This is a genomic window from Amycolatopsis sp. lyj-108 (assembly GCF_046549005.1).
Classification (GTDB): Bacteria; Actinomycetota; Actinomycetes; order Mycobacteriales; family Pseudonocardiaceae; genus Amycolatopsis.
Window position 1 is genome coordinate 911,944 of sequence record NZ_JAJPWQ010000003.1, and the last position, 18,881, is coordinate 930,824.

The following is an 18,881-nucleotide window of genomic DNA, read 5'->3' on the forward strand; positions in this document are numbered from 1 at the left end:
GTTTCAGTTTGCAACCGTCGCCTGTAGCTTGACCGGCAGGGCGTTCAGTCGCCAGGTGCCCGGGTCCGGGATCCGCACCGGGCTGCCGTCGAGCGCGAGATCGGGGAACCGGCGCAGCAGGGCGGTGAGCGCGACTTCCGTTTGCGTTCTGGCAAGTGAAGCGCCGAGGCAGAAATGCGGCCCGTGTGCGAACGTCAGATGCCAAGCCGGTCCGGCCGCGCGGCGGATGTCGAAGACGTCCGGATCGGGGAACGCTCGCGGGTCCCGGTTCGTCGCGGCGATCGCGACGGTAACAGGTTCTCCTTCAGGGATCAGGACGTCGCCGATCCGCACGTCCGTGGTGGTGAAGCGGGGGATGGTCAGCAACTGCGGGCTCTGCCAGCGCATCACCTCCTCGACGGCGCCGGGCATGAGCACCGGTTCCTCGCGGAGCTCGGCCAGTTGATCGGGGTGCGAGAGCAGGATTTCGACGGCGTTTGCGATGAGATTGCCGGGCACCTGACCACCGAGGACGAGCTGCCAGACCAGGGCGGCCAGTTCGGTTTCGCTGAGCCTGTCGCCGTCTTCGGCCTGGATCCGGAGCAGTTGCGAGACGACGTCGTCGGCGGGCCGGAGCTTCCGGTCCTCGATGGCGGCGAGGGCGCCCTCGACGATTCCCGGGACCGCCTTCGCGAGCCCCGCCCCGTCGCCCGCCGAGATCAGGGCGCCGTACTCGCGCCATCGCGGGCGGTCGGCGGCGGGGATGCCGACCAGCGCGCAGATCACGTCGACCGGCAGCGGGCGCGCGAAGGCGCTGACCAGGTCGATCTCGGTTTGGCCGTCGAGGCCGTCGAGGAGGTCGTCCACGAGCCGCTCGATTCCCGGGCGGAGCGCGGCGGCCTTGCGCGGGGTGAACGCGGGGGCGACCAGTCGCCGGAGCCGGAGGTGTTCCGGGCCCTCGACCTCCTGCATCGTCCGCAGGTAGGGACGGCAGTGGCCGGGGACGTCCATTCGCTGGTAGCTGTCCGGGCTCAAGGCGAAACGAGGGTCGCTCAGCATCTTCCGCGCCTCTTCGTGGCGCAGGACCGCCCACATCGCGAATCCCGGCGCGACCAGCTTGGCGACCGGGGAGCGCTCGCGGACCGGGCCGTAGGCGGTGAACGGGTCGCGCAGGACCTCGGAGCCGGTCAGGAGGATCTCGGGAACGTCGGACAAGGCGGGTCTCCCAGTTCGAATGTTAGCACCATCTGAATGATGACGGTATCTCGATTCGAGGCCGAGAGCAATCGTGCTGGGTGACAGGAGGTTTGATGGCCCGGCTGAGCTGGGGTCTCGGGTGGAGTGTCGCGCGTGGACGGTGCTAGACCGTTGGTGTCGCGGGAGGGGTGTGTGGATATAGGGACGTTGAGTGTCCCTATGTCCACACAGTGCTCACTCGCTGTCAGGGTCGTCGCTGACTGTGTGGATTTTTGGTGCGTTGGGTGACCCGAAATCCACACGGTCACCGCGCGGGGGAGCAAGGGACCTTTGCTCTCGCCTCCGGGTCAGTGCGCCCGGCCCGTCCGCGGCATCGCCCGTGCCGTCAGGGGTCACCTGGATCAGGAAGCCCATCGAACAGACTTACAGGACACGGCCTAGACGATGTCCGTGTGGCGGATCCGGTACACCTGCAGGCGAAGCCCGTAGTACTTGTCGGTTTCCCCGACCCAGCTCATCCCGAGCCGTTTCGCGGTCGCGATGGCACGGGTGTTGTTCGGCCGCGCGACGGCGAAGAGTTCGTCCGTGTCCTGGGTGAACGCCCAGCCGATCAGCGCGCGGGCCGCCTCGGAGGCGTACCCCTCGCCCCAGGCGTCCGGATGCAGCTGCCAGCTGATCTCCAGGTCCTCTTCGTACGGTGGCAGCAGGTGGATGCCCAGCCCGCCGACGACCGCGCCGTCCTCCTTGCGCCGCACCGCCCATCTTCCCCGCGGGGGCACGAGATTCGGCTGCGCCTGCTGCCAGGCCTGCAGTACCGAACGCATGGCCGCCGTGTCGGTCACCCGGTCCATCGCCGGGGTGAGCCACCGGGTCACGTCGGTGGTGCCGTAAATCGCCAGTGCGGCTTCGGCGTCGTCCTCGGACCACTCGCGGACGACGAGCCTTTCGGTGGTCAAGTCCATAACAGAACGTTACGCGCACAGTTGGGTTCATGGGGTGTCCGGATCATGACAAGTCGGCAACCCGCGTACCTTGGCTTCATGCGCGCCGACGCCACGACGACCCCCGTCCAGGCCTGCCCGATCGCCCCGGTGGTCGACCTCGTCTTCAGTCGCTGGACCACGCCGATCCTGTGGGCGCTCAACGAATTCGGCAGGCAGCGGTTCGTCGAACTCGAGCGGCGGATCGGCTCGATCACGCCGAAGGTGCTGACGCAACGCCTGCGGCAACTGAACGCGATGGCCTCCTCACCCGGACCTATCACGCCGAGGTGCCGCCCCGGGTCGAGTACGAGATCAGCGATCTGGGCCGGAGCCTCGCGCCGCTGTTCGCGACCCTCGCGGAGTGGTCGACGGAGAACCTGCCGAAGGTGGAGAAGGCCCGGACGACTTACGACTCCGCTTCCTGAGCTTCCACCCCTCGCAAGGAGGTGACTACTTGCGAGGAGTGCTTTCTTGACCGATCGGTCCAGATGTGGCTAAGCTTCCCTCATGTCCCGGGTGAAGGAATTCGACGTCGACGCGGCCTGCGACGCCGCGCTGGAACTGTTCTGGCGGCAGGGGTATGAGGCCACCTCGGTCAGCGACCTCGTCGCCGAGCTCGGCATCGGCAAGGCGAGTCTCTACGCGACGTTCGGCACCAAGCATGAGCTGTACCTGACCGTCTTGAACCGCTACATCGCCAGGGGTAACGAGCGGTTCGTCGAGGACTTCGCCGGGCCGGGGCCCGCGCTCGCCGGGGTGCGGCGGCTCATTGACCGCTATCTCGCCGAAATACTGGGCGAATCGGCGCGCAAAGGCTGTTTCGTGGTCAACGCCGCCATGGAGATGATGCCGAGGGATCCCGAGGTCGCGAGGGTCGTCGAGCGCAGCTGGGACGCGCTCGAGCTGGCCTTGCGGATGGCGTTGAGCCGGGCCAAGGCGCAAGGCGAGCTCGGCGACGACGCCGACCCCGAAGCGCTGGCCGGCTTCCTGCTCACCGTCCTGCAAGGGATGCGGGTGATGGGCAAGGGGCCGGATCCCGCGGCGCGGGCCCGTGCGGCGGCGGGGCAGGCCATGGCGGTTCTCGAAGCCGCTCGCAACCACTGATACTAGAACGATCGGACCAGAAAGTTGGCTACTGTGGGTACTGCAGGGAAGCGTTTCAGCGGCAAGGTCGTCTTGGTCACCGGAGGAGGGTCCGGGATCGGCCGCGCCACGGCGACGGCGTTCGCGCGTGAAGGCGCTCAAGTCGTCGTTTCGGGCAGGGACGGCGAGAAACTGCGTCAGACGGTGAAGGAGATCGAGGTCGAGGGTGGCACCGCCGACGCGGTGACCGCGGACGTGGGCGTCGGTGCCGACGTCGAGCGTCTCGTCGCCGAAACCGTGCGGCGGCACGGCAAACTCGACATCGCGTTCAACAACGCCGGTGTCCTCGGCAGTCCCGCGCCGACGGCGGATCTCGACGAGGATGGTTTCGACGCCGTCGTGCGGACGAACCTCACGGGCACCTGGCTGTCCATGAAGCACGAGATCGCCCAGATGCGGGCGAGCGGCGGCGGAGTCATCGTCAACATGTCGTCCAATATCGGCTCGCACCAACGCTTGCCGGGAATGGCCGCCTACGCGGCTTCGAAGGCCGCTGTGGACGTGCTGACCCGCACCGCCGCCCGCGACCACATCTCCGAGGGCATCCGGATCAACGCGGTCAGCCCCGGCGCCACCGACACCGGCATGTCGTTCCGGCCCGGCGAGACCGAGGCCGACCGCGCCGAACGGCTCGGCGCGGTCATCCCGATCGGCCGGATCGGCGCGGTCGAAGAGATCGCCGCGGCGGTTCTCTGGCTGGCCTCCGACGACTCCGCGTACGTCGTCGGGCACGACATCGTCCTCGACGGCGGCTCGAGCGCCTGAGGATCAGCGGCGCGAAGGCAGCAGTTCCTGCAGCTTCGTCTTGATCCCCTGCGTCACCATGTGCCAGGCGTCGGGCTCACCCTTGAGGACCGCTTCGGTCATCGACTTCATCTGCTCGAGGGTGGCGTGCGGCGGGATCGGCGGCACTTCGGGATCGCAGCGGACGTCGAGCACGGTCGGCACATTGGCCGACAGCGCGACATCCCACGCTTCGCCGAGCATGGCGGGATCGTCGACGGCGATCCCGCCGAGGCCGACCTCGAGGGCGAAGTCCGAATAGGACACTTCCGGCAGGCTCTGCGACGGCTCGAACTTCGGCGAGCCGCCCATGGCCCGCAGTTCCCACGTGACCTGGTTCAGATCGCCGTTGTGGAACACGCAGATGACGCATCGCTGATCGGACCACAGTTCGCGGTACCGGGCGATGGTCAGCAGCTCCGCCATCCCGTTCATCTGCATCGCGCCGTCGCCGACCAAGGCGATCACCGGCCGGCCGGGATGGGCGAACTTCGCGCCGATCGCGTAGGGGACGCCGGATCCCATCGTCGCCAGGGTCCCGGAAAGCGTGCCCCGCATCCGGCCCCGCATCCGGAGATTCCTGGCGTACCAGTTGGTGGCCGAACCGGAGTCGGCGGTGACGATGGCGTCTTCGGGGATCCGCTCGGACAGTTCGTGCACGATCCGCATCGGGTTGACCGGTTCCGCCTCCAGCATCGCCTGGCGGGTCACCGTCTCGTGCCAGTCACCGACGTTCTTCTCGATCTTTTCCCGCCAGCCACGATCGGTTTTGCGTTCCAGCGACGGAATCAGCTGTTGCAGCGTCCCCTTCGCATCGCCGAGCAGGTTGACCTCGGTCGGATAGCGCAGGCCGAGGAACCGGGCATCGATGTCGATCTGGACGGCGCGGGCCTGGCCGAACTCCGGCAGGAACTGCGCGTACGGCATATTCGAGCCGACGATCAGCAACGCGTCGCAGTCCCGCATCATCTCGTACGTCGGCCGGGTGCCGAGCAGGCCGATCGAGCCGGTGACGTACGGCAGATCGTCGGGCAGGACATCCTTGCCCAGCAACGCTTTCGCCACTCCGGCGCCGGTGAGTTCGGCGACTTCGCGGAGTTCGGTGACGGCGTTGCGCGCGCCCTGCCCGATCAGGATCGCGACCTTCTCGCCCGCGTTCAGCACCTCCGCGGCACGGGTGACTTCCTCCGAAGGCGGGATGACGCTGGCCCGCGGATGGTCGGGCGGGGAGGACGGCACGTGCTTGAACTCGTGCTGCGGCGGGTGGTAGGGCTCCTCCTGCAGATCCGCCGGGATGATCAGCGCCGTGGGCGCGCGCTGCGCGATGGCCGTGCGGAGGGCGCGGTCGAGCGCGTTCGGCAGCTGTTCGGGGACGTTCACCTCGACGAGGTACTCACTCGCGACGTCCTTGAACAGTGCCTGGAGATCCACCTCCTGCTGGTAACTGCCGCCCATCGCGCTGCGCGCCGTCTGCCCGACGATCGCCACCACCGGCACGTGGTCGAGTTTGGCGTCGTAGAGACCGTTGAGCAGGTGGATCGCCCCCGGGCCGGACGTCGCCATGCAGACACCGGGCCGTCCGCTGAGTTTCGCGTACCCGACGGCCGCGAACGCCGCCATCTCTTCGTGGCGCGTCTGCACGAAACGAGGTTTGTTCCCCGCCGCGCCGAACGCGCTCACCAGCCCGTTGATCCCGTCCCCGGGATAGGCGAAGACCTGCTCCACGTCCCATTCGCGCAGCCTGGTCAGAACATGGTCCGCAACGGTTTCGCTCATGGTCGCCGGATACCGCCGCCTTCCGGCGACTAAACGTCCCCGAGGATCTTGGTGATCCCCGCGACCACGTCCGGATGCCCGAGGGTCAGCGGTGGGGGGACGCGGTTGTACGGCTCGCCGGTGCTGTGGGGGAGGACGTCCACCGCGGTCCCGGCGGAGCGCACCCGATCGGCCAGTTCGGAGGCTTCGTCCGGCACCGGGTCCACCAGCAGGACGTGGGACGCGGCGCCCGGGTGTCGTTCGGCCAGCCGGAGCGCGTCTCCCGCCGCCTCGCCGGCGGCCACGAGGTCGATCGACGGGCCATCGGGTGCCGCGTCAGCGAGTACGTCTTCGGCCTGGCTGAGGGCGCCGTCGACCGGCAGCCGGCACCAGATCACCTGACGCCGCGCCGCGAGCGGCCGCCACGTCGCCGGGAGTTCGCCGTGTTTACCCTCGCCCGCGGGGTCGAGGACCAGGAGTTTCGCCCCCTCGTCGCCGTCGGTGACCACCGAGGGGCCTTCGGCGCGGACGGGATCGGTTTCGGCGGTCATGGTCGCCTCTCATCTGGCATTTCGTGCGGGGAGTTCGGGGGAATCCGTGTCCAGTGGAACCGAACCCGAGCGTACTAGTCCTAATTGGACGGTCTGCCGCTTCATCACCGCTTCGAGTGCCCAGTCGGTGGCGGTGCGCAGCCGGTTGCCCGGCATGGCCAGCAGATGGTAACCGCGGGTGACCGCCTTGGCGGCGAGGCCGGAAAGCGGGATGTGCAAGGGATTCGCCGCTGCCCGGCGCGCGCCGAGATCGACGACGAAACCGAGATCGTGGTGCCGGTAGGTGCCGTGCGAACCGTGCCCGAGTGACGCGGCCACGTTCCGGCCGGCGAGTTTGCCCTGCCGTTCGGCGTGCTGCGCCGTCATCGGCGTGTATTCGCCGGGCCTGGTCAGATCGGGGACGGCGGCCGCGTCACCGCACGCGTAGACGTCACGTCGTCCGGGGACGTTCAGCTGCGCTGTCACGACGAGCCTGCCCTTGGCCGTCTTCAGCCCCAGATCCTCGATCAGCGGATCCGGCCGGACGCCGACGCACCATACGAGGGTGTGCGTCGGCACGGGTTCACCGGAGGTCAGCGTGACCCCGTTTTCGCCGGCGTTGTCGATCGAGGTCTTCATCAGCACCTCGACGTCGCGTTCCCGCAGCACCTCGTCGGCGGTGTCGCCGAGGCGCCGGTCGAGTTCCGGCAGGACACGTTCGGCGAGGTCCAGCAGCAGCCAGCGGATCTTCTGATCCTTCAGTTCGGGATGCCGGGCGGCGAGCGCGGCGGTGAACGCCGGCCCCTGCGCGGCGACCTCCGTGCCGGTGTAGCCGGCGCCGACCACGACGAACGTGCAGCGCGCGTCGCGTTCCGCCGGATCCTTCGCGGAGGCGGCGAGTTCTATCTGGCGGGTGATGTGGTCCCGCAGATAGAGGGCCTCGGGCAGACCACGGAAGCCGTGGGCGTACTCGGGCACACCGGGGATCGGCAGCAGCTTGTTGACGCTGCCCGCGGCGAGCACGAGACGGTCGTAGCCGAGGGAGTGCTCGCGGTCCTCGGGGTCGACGTAACTCACGCTGCGGCCGTCGAAGTCGACGGATTTGGCGGTGCCGAGCACCAGCCGCACACCGCGCAACGTGCCGGGGATGGACACCGAAATCCGCCGTGGCTCAAGGATCCCGGCGGCGACTTCGGGCAGGAGGGGGAGATAGAGGAAATAGTCGGTCGGGTTCAGCACGACGATCTCCGTGTCGTCGCCGACCGATTTGAGGAGGGTTTTGGCCGCGTTGTAGCCGGCGAACCCGCCTCCGATGATCACCACCCGCATCGTCAGTCCTCCGTGGGCCAGTCGCCGGTCGCCTTGCGATAGCCGACCGCGCCCGCCCGTTCGGTGGCCGCCTTGACCGCGCCGAAGATCGCGCCCTGCGCGGCGGCCGCGACGATCACCTGTGTCCAGGTGAAGTCGCGGTCCGTGGCGTCCGGTGCTTCTTCCTCACCGCTCACGCGTTTCCAGATCTGCCTGAACGCGATCCCGGCGAGTATCCCGCCCGCGGCGCTGACGACCATGCTCAGTGGCTTGTAGAGAACCTTGTTCACGACGAAGACCTCTTTCGCATGATCAGCCGGATCGTCACGAGCAGCGCGAGCACGCCGGCGAAGATCGGCAGGGGATTCGCGCGGACGACTTCGGTGCCCTGACGGAACTTCTCCGCCGCGGGCTCGGAGACCTTGTCGGAGATGACGGCGCTCGCCTCGTCGACCTTGGTGTCGAGGTTGTCGTTCACCCTCGATTTGACGTCCAGTTTCCGGCCGAGCGCGTCGAGTGTCTCGGTGAGCTCCTCACGGGTCACGTCGCGATCCGCGCGGGCTTCTTCCGCGTTCTTGGGGTGATCGTTCATGAGCGCACTCCTTGCTTGACGGTGTCGACGTCCTCGCGGACACCCGCGATGGCCTCTTCCGGCACCGGCGGGGTCCCGCTCGTGACCTCCTTCTTGCCGATGAGGGCGGAAATGCCGCCGATCAGCAGCAGCGCCGCACCGGTCACCACAGCAGCCAGCCATGCGGGCATGACCAGGGCGAGCGCCAGCACGGCAGCGGCGATCAGGGTCGCGAGGCCGAAGAGCGCGAAAATGCCGGCGGCACCGAACAATCCGGCGCCTGTCCCCAGTTTCTTCCCTTTGTTCTGCAACTCGAACACGGCGAGTCGCATTTCGTCGCGGACCAGGTGCTTGACCTCGTCGCTCAGGTCGGAGACCAGTTCGCCGACCGACTTTTCCCCGGACGGCTTCCGGTGGGTTTCTTCGATCATGGAGCACCTCCTCGGAGCGTTCTGCCCGCCGGGTACCCGGCCTACCGGCCGGTCAATCACAGCGTGTTTCGCCCCGCTGAGCGCCGGGTAGCCGGGGAGTGCCGGCTCGAAAAGCCCGAACCGACAGGAGGATGCATGAGCACGATCACCGAAATGGTGGACGTCGAAGTCCCGGTGAAGACCGCGTACAACCAGTGGACCCAGTTCGAGAGCTTCCCCCAGTTCATGGAAGGTGTCGAGGAGATCCGCCAGATCGACGCGACGCATACCCACTGGGTGACCAAGTTCGGTGGGGTGAGCCGGGAATTCGACGCGACCATCACCGAACAACATCCTGACGAGCGTGTCGCGTGGACGTCGGACTCCGGTCCCGACCACGCGGGCGTCATCACCTTCCATCGCCTTGACGACAACAAGACCCGTGTCACGGCTCAGATGGAGATCGACCCGGAGGGCTTCGCCGAGAACGTCGCCGACAAACTCGGTGTGCTCGACCGCCGGGTCAAGGGCGACATGAAGCGGTTCAAGGAGTTCATCGAGAGCCGCGGCCGCGAGTCCGGCGCGTGGCGCGGCGACGTGGACCGCCCCGGCAGCTGACCACGACCCGGGACCTTCCCTGGAAGACGGCGTTTTCCCGGGGGAGGTCCCGGGTATCTCATGGGCGAGGTCCATTACGAAGGGAGCGTTCCGGCATGACTACCAACGCATACGTGGCCTTCCTCGTCATCGGGGTGGCTCTGGTCATGCTCGACGGTCTGATCATCTACCAGAGTGGTAAGCGCTACCTGCGAGGTTCCCACGGCGACCCGGCCGCGGGCGCGTCCATGACGTGGCTCGTCACGGTGTTGTTCCATCTCGCGACCTTGGGTGTTCTGGCGCTGCTGTCGACCGTCGACATCGGGGGCAGCGACCTTCCGGGTGTGGTGGGCAGGCTGGGCGTTCTGCTGCTGGTCCTGGCCGTCGCGCACGCGATCACTCTCAGCGTGCTTTCGCGGATCCGTGGTGAGCAGGAGGCCGAAGCGGTCATCAACCGGCCGAAGCGCGTCGAGCCCGAGCAACAGGGCACGACGGTGACGCCGGTGCCCGGCCAGGACGGCCGTTACCCGGCCGCGAGCCCGTCCATCGAACAGCGGGCGCCGTACACGACGTAGTAGGAAGTCGAGTGCTGGCAGGAGGTTTCGCCGTGCACGAGATCGAAGACGAACTGTGGGAAGAATTCCATCGCGTGGTCAACATGACTTCGCGGGAACTGGCCGACTGGTTACGCACGCGGTCGGCCGACCCCGAGGACGAAGCACTGCCGGACCAGGCGGGCACCCCGACCGGACGGCATGTGCTCGGCATCCTCGGCAGGCGCAGGACCGACCTCACCGCCGAGGACGAACGGGTGATGCGCTCGGTCGTCCAGCGGGTCGCGGACGAGCGACGCGACGATCTGGAACCGGTCGCGGGCGAGGCGCACTGGCGGCACAAGCTGATGTCGATCGGGCACGATCCGCTCAAGCCCGCTTGAGCGTTCTAGTACGCGACAGGGGTCGTGAGTGTTCTGTGTCGTTCTAACGACCCGAAACACTCACGACCACCCAGCGGCAGTGTCGCGAAAGCCACTTTCGGGACATCTGACGTCGCGAAAGTGGCTTTCGCGACACGCCTTGGCATCGCGCCACGTTTGCCTTACCCCTCAATAACCCGAATCGCCACTCACGACCCCCTTCACCGGCGCACCCGATAGCGCAGATGAAGCACCCGGTCGCCCTGGATCACCACGTCGGGATCCTCCAGCAGATGCTGGGCGTCGACCGACCCGAAGTAGCGCTTCCCGGACCCGAACACCACGGGTACGACGTCCATGCGCACTTCGTCGACCAGGCCCGCGGCAAGTGCCTGGCCACCGACGTCGCCGGCGGCGACCTCGACCAAGCGGTCACCCGCGAGCTCCTGCGCCTTGGCCACGGCCGCCTCGACGCCGTCGACGAAGTGAAACGGCGCCTCCGGGTCCCAGCTCTCGGGCGACGGCCGGTGCGTCACGACGACCACATGGTCGATCCCGCTCGGCGGCTTCCCGTCCCAGCCGTCCGTCAGGTCGAAGACGTGGCGGCCGGCGATCGTCACCCCGATCTGGTCCCAGTACGGGCGAGTGTGGTCGTAGGAGGCCTGCGACACCTTCAGCGCGCCGCTGTCGTCCAACGGGACGTCACCGCCTGACAACCAGTCGAACAGCGGCCCCGGCTGGTCGTTCTCGTCCGCGACGAAGCCGTCCACCGACACCGAGCCGTACATGACCACCTTGCCCACGGGGCGCTCCTCTGCTTGGGGGGCCCTCAAATTAGCGTGTCGTGAGCTGTCGCTCTTGTAAGAAATCAATCGGCGGGCAGCGGCCAGCCGTCCAGCGTGTGGCCGGGATGTTCGCGCAGGAACCGCCGCCGGACTTCGAGGTACCGGGTCGGGGTGAGCCCGGTGAACTCCCGGAACTCGTGGCCGAAGTGGGCCTGGTCGAAGTATCCCGCGCCACCGGCGAGGTCGCCCCAGTCGACCGGTCCGGCGGGGTCGATCGCGAACACGGTGGCGGTGAAGCGGTACGTGCGGGCCAGCCGCTTCGGTGTGACGCCGATGAGCTCCTTGAACCGCCGTGCCAGATGAGTACCGCTGACACCGGTCGCCTCGCTCAGGTCGCCGATCGCCACCGCCCCGCTCGCCGCCGCGATGACACTGCTCGTATGGCGGACCAGCCCCAGGCCGTCGGTTTCGCACAGCCGCCGCATCAGCTCCTCTTCGAGCAGCGTCAGCATCTCGTGCGGTCCGTTCGCGGTGGCCAGCCGATCCCGCAGCTCGGTGACGGCGGGCCTGCCCCAGACCTGCTCCACCGTCACCGGCCGGTCGCACAGCTCGGCCGCGGGCATCGGCAGGAACGGCGCCGGCCCCCACGGCTTGAAGTGCACGCCGACGGACCGGGTCCGGGGTGGGTAGCCGAACTCCCACGCGCGCGTGGGCGTGGTGACCACGCAGCCGTCGGCGTACTCGGTCGTCTCGATGTCGGTGACGGCACGGATGCGGAACGGCGCCCCGAGGTTGACGATGAGCAACGCCGACGGCGACGGCGGCAGCGTCAGCCGGGCATACGGCGGCGAACCCTCCAGGTAGTAGAGGTCGTCGATCAGCCCGTCCAGCGGCGGTCGCGGCACTCGGGACACGTACTTCACGCACACAGCATCGCCGATGCCCGGTCCGGCTACTCCGAGAGCTTGCCCCGCAGCTGGTCCAGCGTCTGCGAGAGAAGGCGCGACACGTGCATCTGCGAGATGCCGATCCGTTCCGCGATCTGCGTCTGCGTGTAGCCGCCGAAGAAGCGCATCACGAGGATCGCGCGTTCCCGTTTCGGAAGCTCCCGCAGCAGCGGTTGCAGCGCCTCGTGGGTCTCCACCAGAGCCATCTCGTGGTCCTCTTCGCCGATCGTGTCGGCGAGCGAAAGGGCCTCGGTGGCGTTGTCGTGGACCGGCTTGTCGACCGACAACGTCTGGTACGCCTGGCCCGCGAGCAGCCCTTCGCGCACTTCGTTGACTTCGAGCCCGAGGTATTCGGCGAGTTCGGTCGGGGTCGGCGCGCGGCCGAGCCGCTGCGACAGCGCGGCCGTGCCCTGGCTGAGGGAGACGTGGAGTTCCTTGAGCCGCCTCGGCACCCGGACCGACCAGCCGGTGTCCCGGAAATGCCGCCGGACCTCACCCATGATGGTCGGGACGGCGAAGGAGAGGAAATCGTGCCCGCGGCCGGGATCGAAACGGTCGACCGCGTTGATCAGGCCGATCCGCGCCACCTGCACCAGATCTTCCCTTGGCTCGCCCCGGCCGGAGAACCGGGTGGCGATGTGCTCGGCGAGCGGCAGCAGTTCGGTGACGAGGCGGGCACGCAGATCCTGGCGGCGTCCGGAGTCCTCCGGCAACGAGGACATCTCGTCGAAGAGGGCTTCGCAATGGGCGTAGTCGTCCGCCTGCCGCGTGAGGGTCTTGCGCTCGCCGCTCACCCGTCGCTCGTTCCCGGGGCCAGGACGAGGTCGATCGTCGTCGTACCCCCCACTCCGCCGGGAGTCGGCTCGCATCGTGCGGCCACCGAGCCGGCCAAGGTCGTCAGGACGTGCCAGCCGAACGTCGTCTCGCTCGGCAAGAAGGGCTTCGCCGTCCGTGTCGAGATCGAGACGGCGATTCCTTCCGGTACCTCGTGAAACACACAACAAAGAACGGCTCCCAGTGCAGCGGGCTGGACAAGTTGGGAACAGGCTTCGTCGACGGCCATCTTCGCGTCTGAAATGGCGTCCAAGCCGAAGTCCGCACGGGACACCACACCGTGGGTGAGCGTGCGGACAAGGGGAATCTGCTCCGCCTCGGCAGGAAGGCGGAGTTCGACCCGGTCGGACAGTCCGTCCGACTGTGGCCGGGTTTGGGGAGTCAGGCCGCCCCGTCCGTGTGCATCCATTACGAAACCCATCCGTCCGTGGCCGTAAGGTGCTCGCGGCGGGGACCCGCCGCGAGACGCGTGATCAACGGCCCAAGGCGCGCTGAAGCTCCTTTTTGGACATCTTCGACCTGCCCTCGACGTTGCGTTGCTTCGCTTCGTTGTAGAGCTGGTCCTTGGTCGGGCTGTTCGGGCCCAAGCGGTTCCCGGACCGTATGCCGCCCCGCCGCTGAGGTGACATGTCCTGGAGGGACCTCCGGCTCGCCTCGCGCGACTCGCCCGCCTGCGCGCGGTTCTTGTTGACCGTGCGCGCGGCGATCTCCTCGGCCCGGTCGGTGCTCGCCCCCCGATCCTCGGCCGAATCCTTGATGTGTTCGTACTGACGTTCTCGTTTGTCGCTCCAAGCCTGCTGCGGCATCGAGCCTCCTCTCTTCCCCGGGTCAGGTACCCCGTTCGATTCACCGGATAAACGTCCGGTTGACCCGGGGAACGGGCGGGTACGCGGAGGTCGGACGCGAAGGAGGCTTCGATGCGCATCGGCTACACACTCATGACCGAACAGGCCGGACCGAAGGACCTGGTGGACTACGCCGCCGGAGCCGAGAAGGCGGGTTTCGACTTCGAGGTGATGAGCGACCACTTTTCGCCCTGGCTGGACGCGCAGGGACATTCGCCGTACGCGTGGAGCGTGCTGGGAGCGGTCACCCAGAGCACCGAACGGGTCGAACTGATGACCTTCGTGACGTGCCCGACCATGCGTTATCACCCGGCCGTGGTGGCGCAGAAGGCCGCGACGGTGCAAGCGCTGTCGGATGGCCGGTTCACGCTCGGGCTCGGTGCGGGGGAGAACCTCAACGAGCACGTCGTCGGACGCGGCTGGCCGCCGGCGAACGTCCGCCACGAGATGCTCGCCGAGGCGATCCAGATCATCGGCGGGCTGTTCGACGGCGGGTACTTCAACTACGCGGGTGACCACTTCCGGGTGGACTCGGCGAAGCTCTGGGACCTCCCGGAGCAGCGCGTCCCGATCGCCGTCGCGGTGTCCGGGTCGCAGTCGGTGACGCGGTTCGCGCCGATCGCCGACGCGATGATCGCGGTGGAACCGGACGGATCGCTTGGCCGGCAGTGGGACGCGACCAAACTCGGCCCGCCAACAAGGAAGATCGCGCAGATGCCGGTGTCCTGGGGTGAAGACCGCGACGCCGCGATCCAGCGGGCGCACGAACAGTTCCGCTGGTTCGCCGGCGGCTGGAAGGTCAACGCCGAGCTGCCTGGGCCCGCGGGGTTCGCCGGGGCCACCCAGTTCGTCAAACCGGAGGACGTCGCCGCGGCCATCCCGTGCGGCTCCGACGTCGACCGGATCGTGAAGCAGGCGGGTGAATTCGAGGCGGCCGGGTTCACCGACCTCGCCCTGATCCAGATCGGCGGCGACCAGCAGGAAGGCTTCCTCCGATTCGCCGAGGACACGCTGCTCCCGGCGTTGCGGGGGTGATTCACCCGGAACGGGAGTGTGCGAGCCCGCGGACGCGGGTACCAGTGCGACAGGTCATCCTTCACCCAAGGGGGAACTGATGAACAACGAACTCGGACTTCATCCGGTACCCGACCTGATGCCGGAAGGCCAGGGCACGCCGGAACAGGAGGCGATCCGCCGCAAGGCGGCCCTCGCCGTGGCTTCACAGGCGAGGAGTGCCGAAGACTGCGCGACCTTGCTGGACATGCTCGGCCTGCACGACGGCCGTAGCACCAGCTCCGAAGTGGCTTGATTCAGCGACCGCGCGCCGTGACGAGGTCCGCGACGAAGGCCTGATAGGCCTCGTCGCGGTCCGGCGCGCGCAGCACCGCGGACGGGTGCACCGTGGCGACCGCGGTGGTGTCGAACTCCGCCAGCTCGATCCGTTCCCCGCGGCTTCGGGTGATGCGGAAGTCGTCGCCGAGCAGCGCCTTCGCCGCGGTCGCGCCGAGGAAGATCAGCAGCTCCGGGTGGACCGCCGCCAGCTCGGCGTGCAGCCACGGACGGCAGGCGACGATCTCGGTCTTCGACGGTGTCTTGTGGATACGCCGTTTGCCGCGTTCGTCGCGTTTGAACTTGAAGTGCTTGACCGCGTTGGTGACGTAGATCTTTTCGCGGTCGAAGCCCGCTTCGTCGAGAGCCCGGTCGAGCAACCGCCCGGCGGGCCCGACGAACGGGGCGCCCGCCCGGTCCTCCTGGTCCCCGGGTTGTTCGCCGACCACCATGATCTCCGCCGTGCGCGGGCCTTCACCGAAGACTGTCTGGGTCGCGTCGCGGTAGAGGTCGCATCCGCGGCAGCCGGACGCCGCCGAACGGAGCTTGCCGAGATCGGCGGTCTCCGGCGGGGCCGCCCCGGGTGCCTTGGTCGCCATGGGCCCGGATTCCCCGCCCGGCCGTGGGACAAACCGGTTACGTGAACGCCGCGACGGGTAGTCCGCCGGTATGGCGACCAAGACCGAACCAGCCATCGCTTCCGTCCAGGACACCGTGCGTGTCGCTCTGCGGGTCGTGCTGCCCACGCTCGCGGGCGGCGTGATCAAACGGCGGCCGCTGGGGATGGCCGCGGCCCAGAAACTCCAGCTGGACCGCTCCGCGGTGCGCCTGTTGTGCGGGCTTCGCTCGCAGTACGGTCCGGGGCCGCTGCGCCTGCGGGTGCCCGGCCGCTCGATCGATCTGGCGTTGTCCGGCGAAGACGTCGGCGAGGTGCTCGCCGCCAGTCCGGTCCCGTTCAGTCCGTCGACCAAGGAGAAGCGGGCGGCGCTGGGACACTTCCAGCCACACGGCGTGCTGATCTCGGACGCGGTGGACCGGCCGCCGCGCCGCGAACTCAACGAGGAGGTCCTCGAACCGGGCAGGCCGCTGCACGACCTCGCCGTCCCGTTCGCCTCGGCGATCGCCGGGGAAGCGGCATCGCTCTGGGAGGGCGGCACCCTCGACTGGGACACCTTCAACGTGGCCTGGTGGCGGATGGTCCGCCGGGTCACTCTCGGCGACTCCGCGGTGGACGACGACGGCCTCACCGACGCGCTCGCCCGCCTGCGGAAGGACGCGAACTGGGCGTACGCGCACCCCCGGCGCGACCGGCTCCACGATCAGTTCCGCACCCGGCTCATCGGTCACCTGGAACGGGCGGAGCCGGGCAGTCTCGCCGAAGCCATCGCCTCGGCGGGCCCGTCGGGCGAGCGGACGACGGAGGTCGTCGCCGACCAGGTCGCCCACTGGCTCTTCGCGTTCGACGCCGCCGGGATCGTCACCTTCCGCGCGCTCGCGTTGCTGGCGACCCATCCCGCCGCGCTGGAACGCGCCGGCGAGGAGGTCGCCGCCACCGACCTGACCGTGCCGAACCAGTTCACCTACCTGCGCGCGTGCGCCCTCGAATCGGTCCGGCTGTGGCCGACCACCCCGGCCCTGCTGCGCGAGAGCACGGCCGAGACCGCCTGGGGTCCCGCGGGGACGACGATCCTCATCTTCACCCCGTTCTTCCACCGCGACCCCGAATCCCTGCCCTACGCCGACCGGTTCGAACCCGGGATCTGGCTCGACGGCAGCGCGGCGGCCAATCCGGCGCTGGTCCCGTTCAGCGCCGGACCGGCCATCTGCCCCGGCCGGGATCTGGTGCTGTTCTGCGCGAGCACGATGCTGGCGCACCTGGTCCGGGATCGCCGCTTCGAACTGGCCTCCGGCGCCGTACTCGGGCCGGAGCGGCCACTGCCCGCGACGCTGGACAACTTCCATCTGAAGTTCTCGACGGCTTAGGCCTCGTCTTCGACCCACTCGAGCAGATCGCCGGGCTGGCATTCGAGCACCCGGCACATCGCTTCGAGCGTGCTGAACCGGACGGCCTTGGCGCGCCCGTTCTTCAGCACCGCCACATTCGCCGGGGTGAGCCCGACGAGTTCGGCGAACTCGCCGACACTCATCTTGCGCTTGGCCAGTTCGACGTCGATGCGGACGACGATCGGCATCAGATCACCTGTTCCAGATCGGACCGCAGGGTGGTGGCCTGGCGCAGCAGCGTGCGCATCACGACCATCAGAAGGCCCAGCACGGCGACGCCGATCAACGCCAGGAACAACAGCAGCGGCAGACCCGGGTCTTCGGCGTTGAAACCGACGTAGAGGAACACGCCCGCCAGCACCACCCAGCCGGCGAGGATCGCCCACACGATGGCGTCCACCCACCGCAGGGACGCCTCGGTGAAGATCCGGTCCTTCTTGACCAGGGTGAGCAGTTGCCAGGTGGCGACGACCACGACCTGCACGCACAGCACCCAGAAGATGGAGACCGCCGTCGCGGGCCAGCGTAGATACGCCATTTCGGGATCCTGCCGTGCCATGTGCGCGAACTGCCCCGGCAGGGACATGGTCTGGAAGAGGACCAGGATCCCGAACAGCAGCAGGAGGAACACTCTGAGCGGCGCGACGGCCCGTTGCCCTGTGATCATGCATCGAGTTTCGCGCGTTATCTATCGAAAGTCAATCGGTTGGTATCGAGGTTCGGTGCTCTTGGGTGGCAGCGGTGGCGATCCCGGTGGGGGGCGGGGTCGACGATGGAGGATTTGGGACACTCAACGTCCCGAATCCTCCATCGTCGCGAGGTCGCGCCGGTGCTGAGCCGAGGTCACGCGTATCCGAAGTCCGGGCATACGCGAACACCAAACCAGCATTCACGACGAGTCCATGAGGGAATCGCTCACCGCATTCGGTGAAGGGGTTGAATTTTCGTTGCGCGAAGGAATTCACCCGGCGGTAGCTCAGCCGTTGTCGCGCCAGGAGGGGTCTGCCAGGATGCTCGTGACCCGACCAGAAGGAGCGTTCCAGTGGCTTCCCGTCTCAATCCTTACATCAGCTTCGCCGGCGACGCCCGGCAGGCCATGGAGTTCTACAAGTCGGTGTTCGGCGGAGAACTGACGCTGAATACGTTCGGTGAATCCGGGATGGCCGGTTCGCCGGTGGAGGACCAGATCATGCACAGCCAGCTCGACACGCCGAGCGGCTACACGATCATGGCGTCGGACACGCCGCCGGGAATGGAGCACAAACCGGGCACCAACCTGTCGGTCAGTCTCAGTGGTGATGACAGCGGGGAATTGCGCGGATACTGGGAGAAACTGTCCGCCGACGGCACGGTTTCGGTCCCGTTCGAAAAGCAGATGTGGGGTGACGAATTCGGTGCCAGCACCGACAAGTTCGGCATCTCGTGGATGGTGAACGTCATCCAGTCCTAGGGCTTTCCGGCCCGATCCACCCCTGCCGAAGCTCCCGACTTCCGGGGACTTCGGGCCTCGATCACGCGATTCTTGTCATGGCACCGGTGAAATCGCCGTTCTCCTCCGGAGAGGGTCCGGCGGTTTCATCGGGAGGCAAGGATATGAACAGGATGATCGCGGTACTGCTGGTTTCGGTCGGCACCGTTCCCTCGACCACCACCACCGTCGTCCTCGCACCGCCGCCGCCCGCTTCGGTGGTCGTGGTGGAGCCACCGACGACGGTCACCCGGGCGCCCGCCGTCCAGGACCTCACTTCGTGCCAGCGGCTTCTCGCCGAGGGCTACTCCTTCGAGTACGCGTTCAGTGCCTGGGTGAACGCGGGCCGTCCGCTGAGCCGGGACGCCGATCGTGACGGATACCCGTCGCCGCGCCGTAGGTGTCTAAGGCGTACTGAGGTTCTGGTGAGGGGTAAGGCAAAGGTGGCGTGGTCGGTGCCGGGGGGCGTGAGTGGCGATTCGGGTTCTAAACCCCAT

26 protein-coding genes and 1 pseudogene are annotated in these 18,881 nt (G+C 67.9%); 11 read left to right on the forward strand and 16 right to left on the reverse strand.

The features are described from left to right. Positions 1 to 3 precede the first annotated feature (3 nt). Both ACLJO0_RS15890 and ACLJO0_RS15895 read right to left on the reverse strand, forming a co-directional pair. Positions 4 to 1,194: a cytochrome P450 gene (locus ACLJO0_RS15890; protein ID WP_410579270.1), complete on the reverse strand. Its 1,191-nt coding sequence runs from the start codon at positions 1,192 to 1,194 to the stop codon at positions 4 to 6. Positions 1,195 to 1,613: 419 nt separating this feature from the next. After that, the gene (locus tag ACLJO0_RS15895; RefSeq protein WP_125794761.1) at positions 1,614 to 2,138 is read right to left on the reverse strand and encodes a GNAT family N-acetyltransferase; all 525 of its coding nucleotides are present in this window, start codon (positions 2,136 to 2,138) and stop codon (positions 1,614 to 1,616) included. 78 nt (positions 2,139 to 2,216) lie between these two features. On the opposite strand from ACLJO0_RS15895, the pseudogene ACLJO0_RS15900 reads away from it, so the two are divergent. The 3 genes and pseudogenes from ACLJO0_RS15900 to ACLJO0_RS15910 all read left to right on the forward strand — a co-directional run bounded on the left by ACLJO0_RS15900 (position 2,217) and on the right by ACLJO0_RS15910 (position 4,067). Then, positions 2,217 to 2,584: pseudogene (locus ACLJO0_RS15900) on the forward strand (winged helix-turn-helix transcriptional regulator). Positions 2,585 to 2,666: 82 nt separating this feature from the next. Beyond that, positions 2,667 to 3,263, forward strand: a complete 597-nt coding sequence (locus ACLJO0_RS15905) for a TetR/AcrR family transcriptional regulator (protein ID WP_410579271.1) — start codon at positions 2,667 to 2,669, stop codon at positions 3,261 to 3,263. Positions 3,264 to 3,296: 33 nt separating this feature from the next. Continuing rightward, entirely contained in the window at positions 3,297 to 4,067 is a 771-nt protein-coding gene (locus ACLJO0_RS15910; protein ID WP_410579272.1) for an SDR family NAD(P)-dependent oxidoreductase, read from the forward strand. Positions 4,068 to 4,070: 3 nt separating this feature from the next. On the opposite strand, the gene ACLJO0_RS15915 is transcribed toward ACLJO0_RS15910, so the two are convergent. From ACLJO0_RS15915 to ACLJO0_RS15940, 6 genes are read right to left on the reverse strand one after another with little or no spacing between them, the layout of a single operon-like run. Continuing rightward, positions 4,071 to 5,861, reverse strand: coding sequence for a thiamine pyrophosphate-requiring protein (locus ACLJO0_RS15915; RefSeq protein ID WP_410579273.1), 1,791 nt, complete (start codon positions 5,859 to 5,861; stop codon positions 4,071 to 4,073). A gap of 29 nt (positions 5,862 to 5,890) precedes the next feature. Further along, positions 5,891 to 6,391: a hypothetical protein gene (locus tag ACLJO0_RS15920; RefSeq protein ID WP_410579274.1), complete on the reverse strand. Its 501-nt coding sequence runs from the start codon at positions 6,389 to 6,391 to the stop codon at positions 5,891 to 5,893. Between the two features lie 9 nt (positions 6,392 to 6,400). Then, a complete protein-coding gene (locus ACLJO0_RS15925) occupies positions 6,401 to 7,699 on the reverse strand; it encodes an NAD(P)/FAD-dependent oxidoreductase (protein ID WP_410579275.1) in 1,299 nt (432 codons plus the stop codon). 2 nt (positions 7,700 to 7,701) lie between these two features. Further along, positions 7,702 to 7,968, reverse strand: coding sequence for a DUF4235 domain-containing protein (locus ACLJO0_RS15930; RefSeq protein ID WP_125794754.1), 267 nt, complete (start codon positions 7,966 to 7,968; stop codon positions 7,702 to 7,704). After that, a complete protein-coding gene (locus ACLJO0_RS15935) occupies positions 7,965 to 8,270 on the reverse strand; it encodes a DUF3618 domain-containing protein (protein ID WP_410579276.1) in 306 nt (101 codons plus the stop codon). Before ACLJO0_RS15935 ends, ACLJO0_RS15930 begins: the two co-directional genes overlap by 4 nt. Further along, complete coding sequence (locus ACLJO0_RS15940; RefSeq protein ID WP_410579277.1) at positions 8,267 to 8,680, reverse strand: phage holin family protein; 414 nt, start codon at positions 8,678 to 8,680, stop codon at positions 8,267 to 8,269. Before ACLJO0_RS15940 ends, ACLJO0_RS15935 begins: the two co-directional genes overlap by 4 nt. Positions 8,681 to 8,815: 135 nt before the next feature. On the opposite strand from ACLJO0_RS15940, the gene ACLJO0_RS15945 reads away from it, so the two are divergent. The 3 genes from ACLJO0_RS15945 (at position 8,816) to ACLJO0_RS15955 (ending at position 10,193) form a co-directional block, all read left to right on the forward strand. Then, the gene (locus ACLJO0_RS15945) at positions 8,816 to 9,277 is read left to right on the forward strand and encodes an SRPBCC family protein (RefSeq protein WP_410579278.1); all 462 of its coding nucleotides are present in this window, start codon (positions 8,816 to 8,818) and stop codon (positions 9,275 to 9,277) included. A gap of 95 nt (positions 9,278 to 9,372) precedes the next feature. After that, the gene (locus ACLJO0_RS15950) at positions 9,373 to 9,831 is read left to right on the forward strand and encodes a hypothetical protein (protein ID WP_125794751.1); all 459 of its coding nucleotides are present in this window, start codon (positions 9,373 to 9,375) and stop codon (positions 9,829 to 9,831) included. Between the two features lie 32 nt (positions 9,832 to 9,863). Beyond that, positions 9,864 to 10,193: a DUF3140 domain-containing protein gene (locus ACLJO0_RS15955; protein ID WP_410579279.1), complete on the forward strand. Its 330-nt coding sequence runs from the start codon at positions 9,864 to 9,866 to the stop codon at positions 10,191 to 10,193. 200 nt (positions 10,194 to 10,393) lie between these two features. Here ACLJO0_RS15955 and ACLJO0_RS15960 read toward each other — a convergent pair whose 3' ends face one another. The 5 genes from ACLJO0_RS15960 to ACLJO0_RS15980 form a co-directional block, all read right to left on the reverse strand. Further along, positions 10,394 to 10,975, reverse strand: coding sequence for a dihydrofolate reductase family protein (locus tag ACLJO0_RS15960; RefSeq protein WP_410579280.1), 582 nt, complete (start codon positions 10,973 to 10,975; stop codon positions 10,394 to 10,396). Positions 10,976 to 11,040: 65 nt separating this feature from the next. Beyond that, positions 11,041 to 11,862, reverse strand: coding sequence for a helix-turn-helix domain-containing protein (locus tag ACLJO0_RS15965; protein WP_410579320.1), 822 nt, complete (start codon positions 11,860 to 11,862; stop codon positions 11,041 to 11,043). Between the two features lie 47 nt (positions 11,863 to 11,909). Next, a complete protein-coding gene (locus ACLJO0_RS15970) occupies positions 11,910 to 12,698 on the reverse strand; it encodes a SigB/SigF/SigG family RNA polymerase sigma factor (protein ID WP_410579281.1) in 789 nt (262 codons plus the stop codon). Further along, positions 12,695 to 13,147, reverse strand: coding sequence for an anti-sigma factor (locus ACLJO0_RS15975; RefSeq protein WP_410579282.1), 453 nt, complete (start codon positions 13,145 to 13,147; stop codon positions 12,695 to 12,697). The genes ACLJO0_RS15970 and ACLJO0_RS15975 overlap by 4 nt, the downstream gene beginning before the upstream one ends. A 64-nt stretch (positions 13,148 to 13,211) precedes the next feature. Beyond that, positions 13,212 to 13,544 carry a plasmid stabilization protein gene (locus ACLJO0_RS15980; protein WP_410579283.1) on the reverse strand — a complete coding sequence of 111 codons (333 nt, stop codon included), beginning with the start codon at positions 13,542 to 13,544 and terminating at the stop codon, positions 13,212 to 13,214. Between the two features lie 111 nt (positions 13,545 to 13,655). Here ACLJO0_RS15980 and ACLJO0_RS15985 point away from each other — a divergent pair, with 111 nt between their 5' ends. Further along, a complete protein-coding gene (locus ACLJO0_RS15985) occupies positions 13,656 to 14,618 on the forward strand; it encodes a TIGR03557 family F420-dependent LLM class oxidoreductase (RefSeq protein ID WP_410579284.1) in 963 nt (320 codons plus the stop codon). Positions 14,619 to 14,697: 79 nt separating this feature from the next. Next, complete coding sequence (locus tag ACLJO0_RS15990) at positions 14,698 to 14,892, forward strand: hypothetical protein (protein ID WP_410579285.1); 195 nt, start codon at positions 14,698 to 14,700, stop codon at positions 14,890 to 14,892. Position 14,893: 1 nt separating this feature from the next. Here the strand turns inward: ACLJO0_RS15990 and ACLJO0_RS15995 are convergent, their stop codons facing one another. After that, entirely contained in the window at positions 14,894 to 15,511 is a 618-nt protein-coding gene (locus ACLJO0_RS15995; protein WP_410579286.1) for a UdgX family uracil-DNA binding protein, read from the reverse strand. A gap of 70 nt (positions 15,512 to 15,581) precedes the next feature. Here ACLJO0_RS15995 and ACLJO0_RS16000 point away from each other — a divergent pair, with 70 nt between their 5' ends. Beyond that, the gene (locus tag ACLJO0_RS16000; protein ID WP_410579287.1) at positions 15,582 to 16,895 is read left to right on the forward strand and encodes a cytochrome P450; all 1,314 of its coding nucleotides are present in this window, start codon (positions 15,582 to 15,584) and stop codon (positions 16,893 to 16,895) included. Here the strand turns inward: ACLJO0_RS16000 and ACLJO0_RS16005 are convergent. Continuing rightward, complete coding sequence (locus tag ACLJO0_RS16005) at positions 16,892 to 17,104, reverse strand: helix-turn-helix domain-containing protein (protein ID WP_410579288.1); 213 nt, start codon at positions 17,102 to 17,104, stop codon at positions 16,892 to 16,894. The genes ACLJO0_RS16000 and ACLJO0_RS16005 overlap by 4 nt on opposite strands. Continuing rightward, a complete protein-coding gene (locus ACLJO0_RS16010; protein ID WP_125798741.1) occupies positions 17,104 to 17,583 on the reverse strand; it encodes a DUF2975 domain-containing protein in 480 nt (159 codons plus the stop codon). The genes ACLJO0_RS16005 and ACLJO0_RS16010 overlap by 1 nt, the downstream gene beginning before the upstream one ends. Positions 17,584 to 17,958: 375 nt before the next feature. On the opposite strand from ACLJO0_RS16010, the gene ACLJO0_RS16015 reads away from it, so the two are divergent. Together ACLJO0_RS16015 and ACLJO0_RS16020 are read left to right on the forward strand one after the other, a co-directional pair. Next, positions 17,959 to 18,366 carry a VOC family protein gene (locus ACLJO0_RS16015; protein ID WP_410579289.1) on the forward strand — a complete coding sequence of 136 codons (408 nt, stop codon included), beginning with the start codon at positions 17,959 to 17,961 and terminating at the stop codon, positions 18,364 to 18,366. A gap of 152 nt (positions 18,367 to 18,518) precedes the next feature. Continuing rightward, positions 18,519 to 18,881, forward strand: a 363-nt coding sequence (locus ACLJO0_RS16020) for a hypothetical protein (RefSeq protein ID WP_410579290.1), incomplete at its 3' end; no start/stop codon positions are given.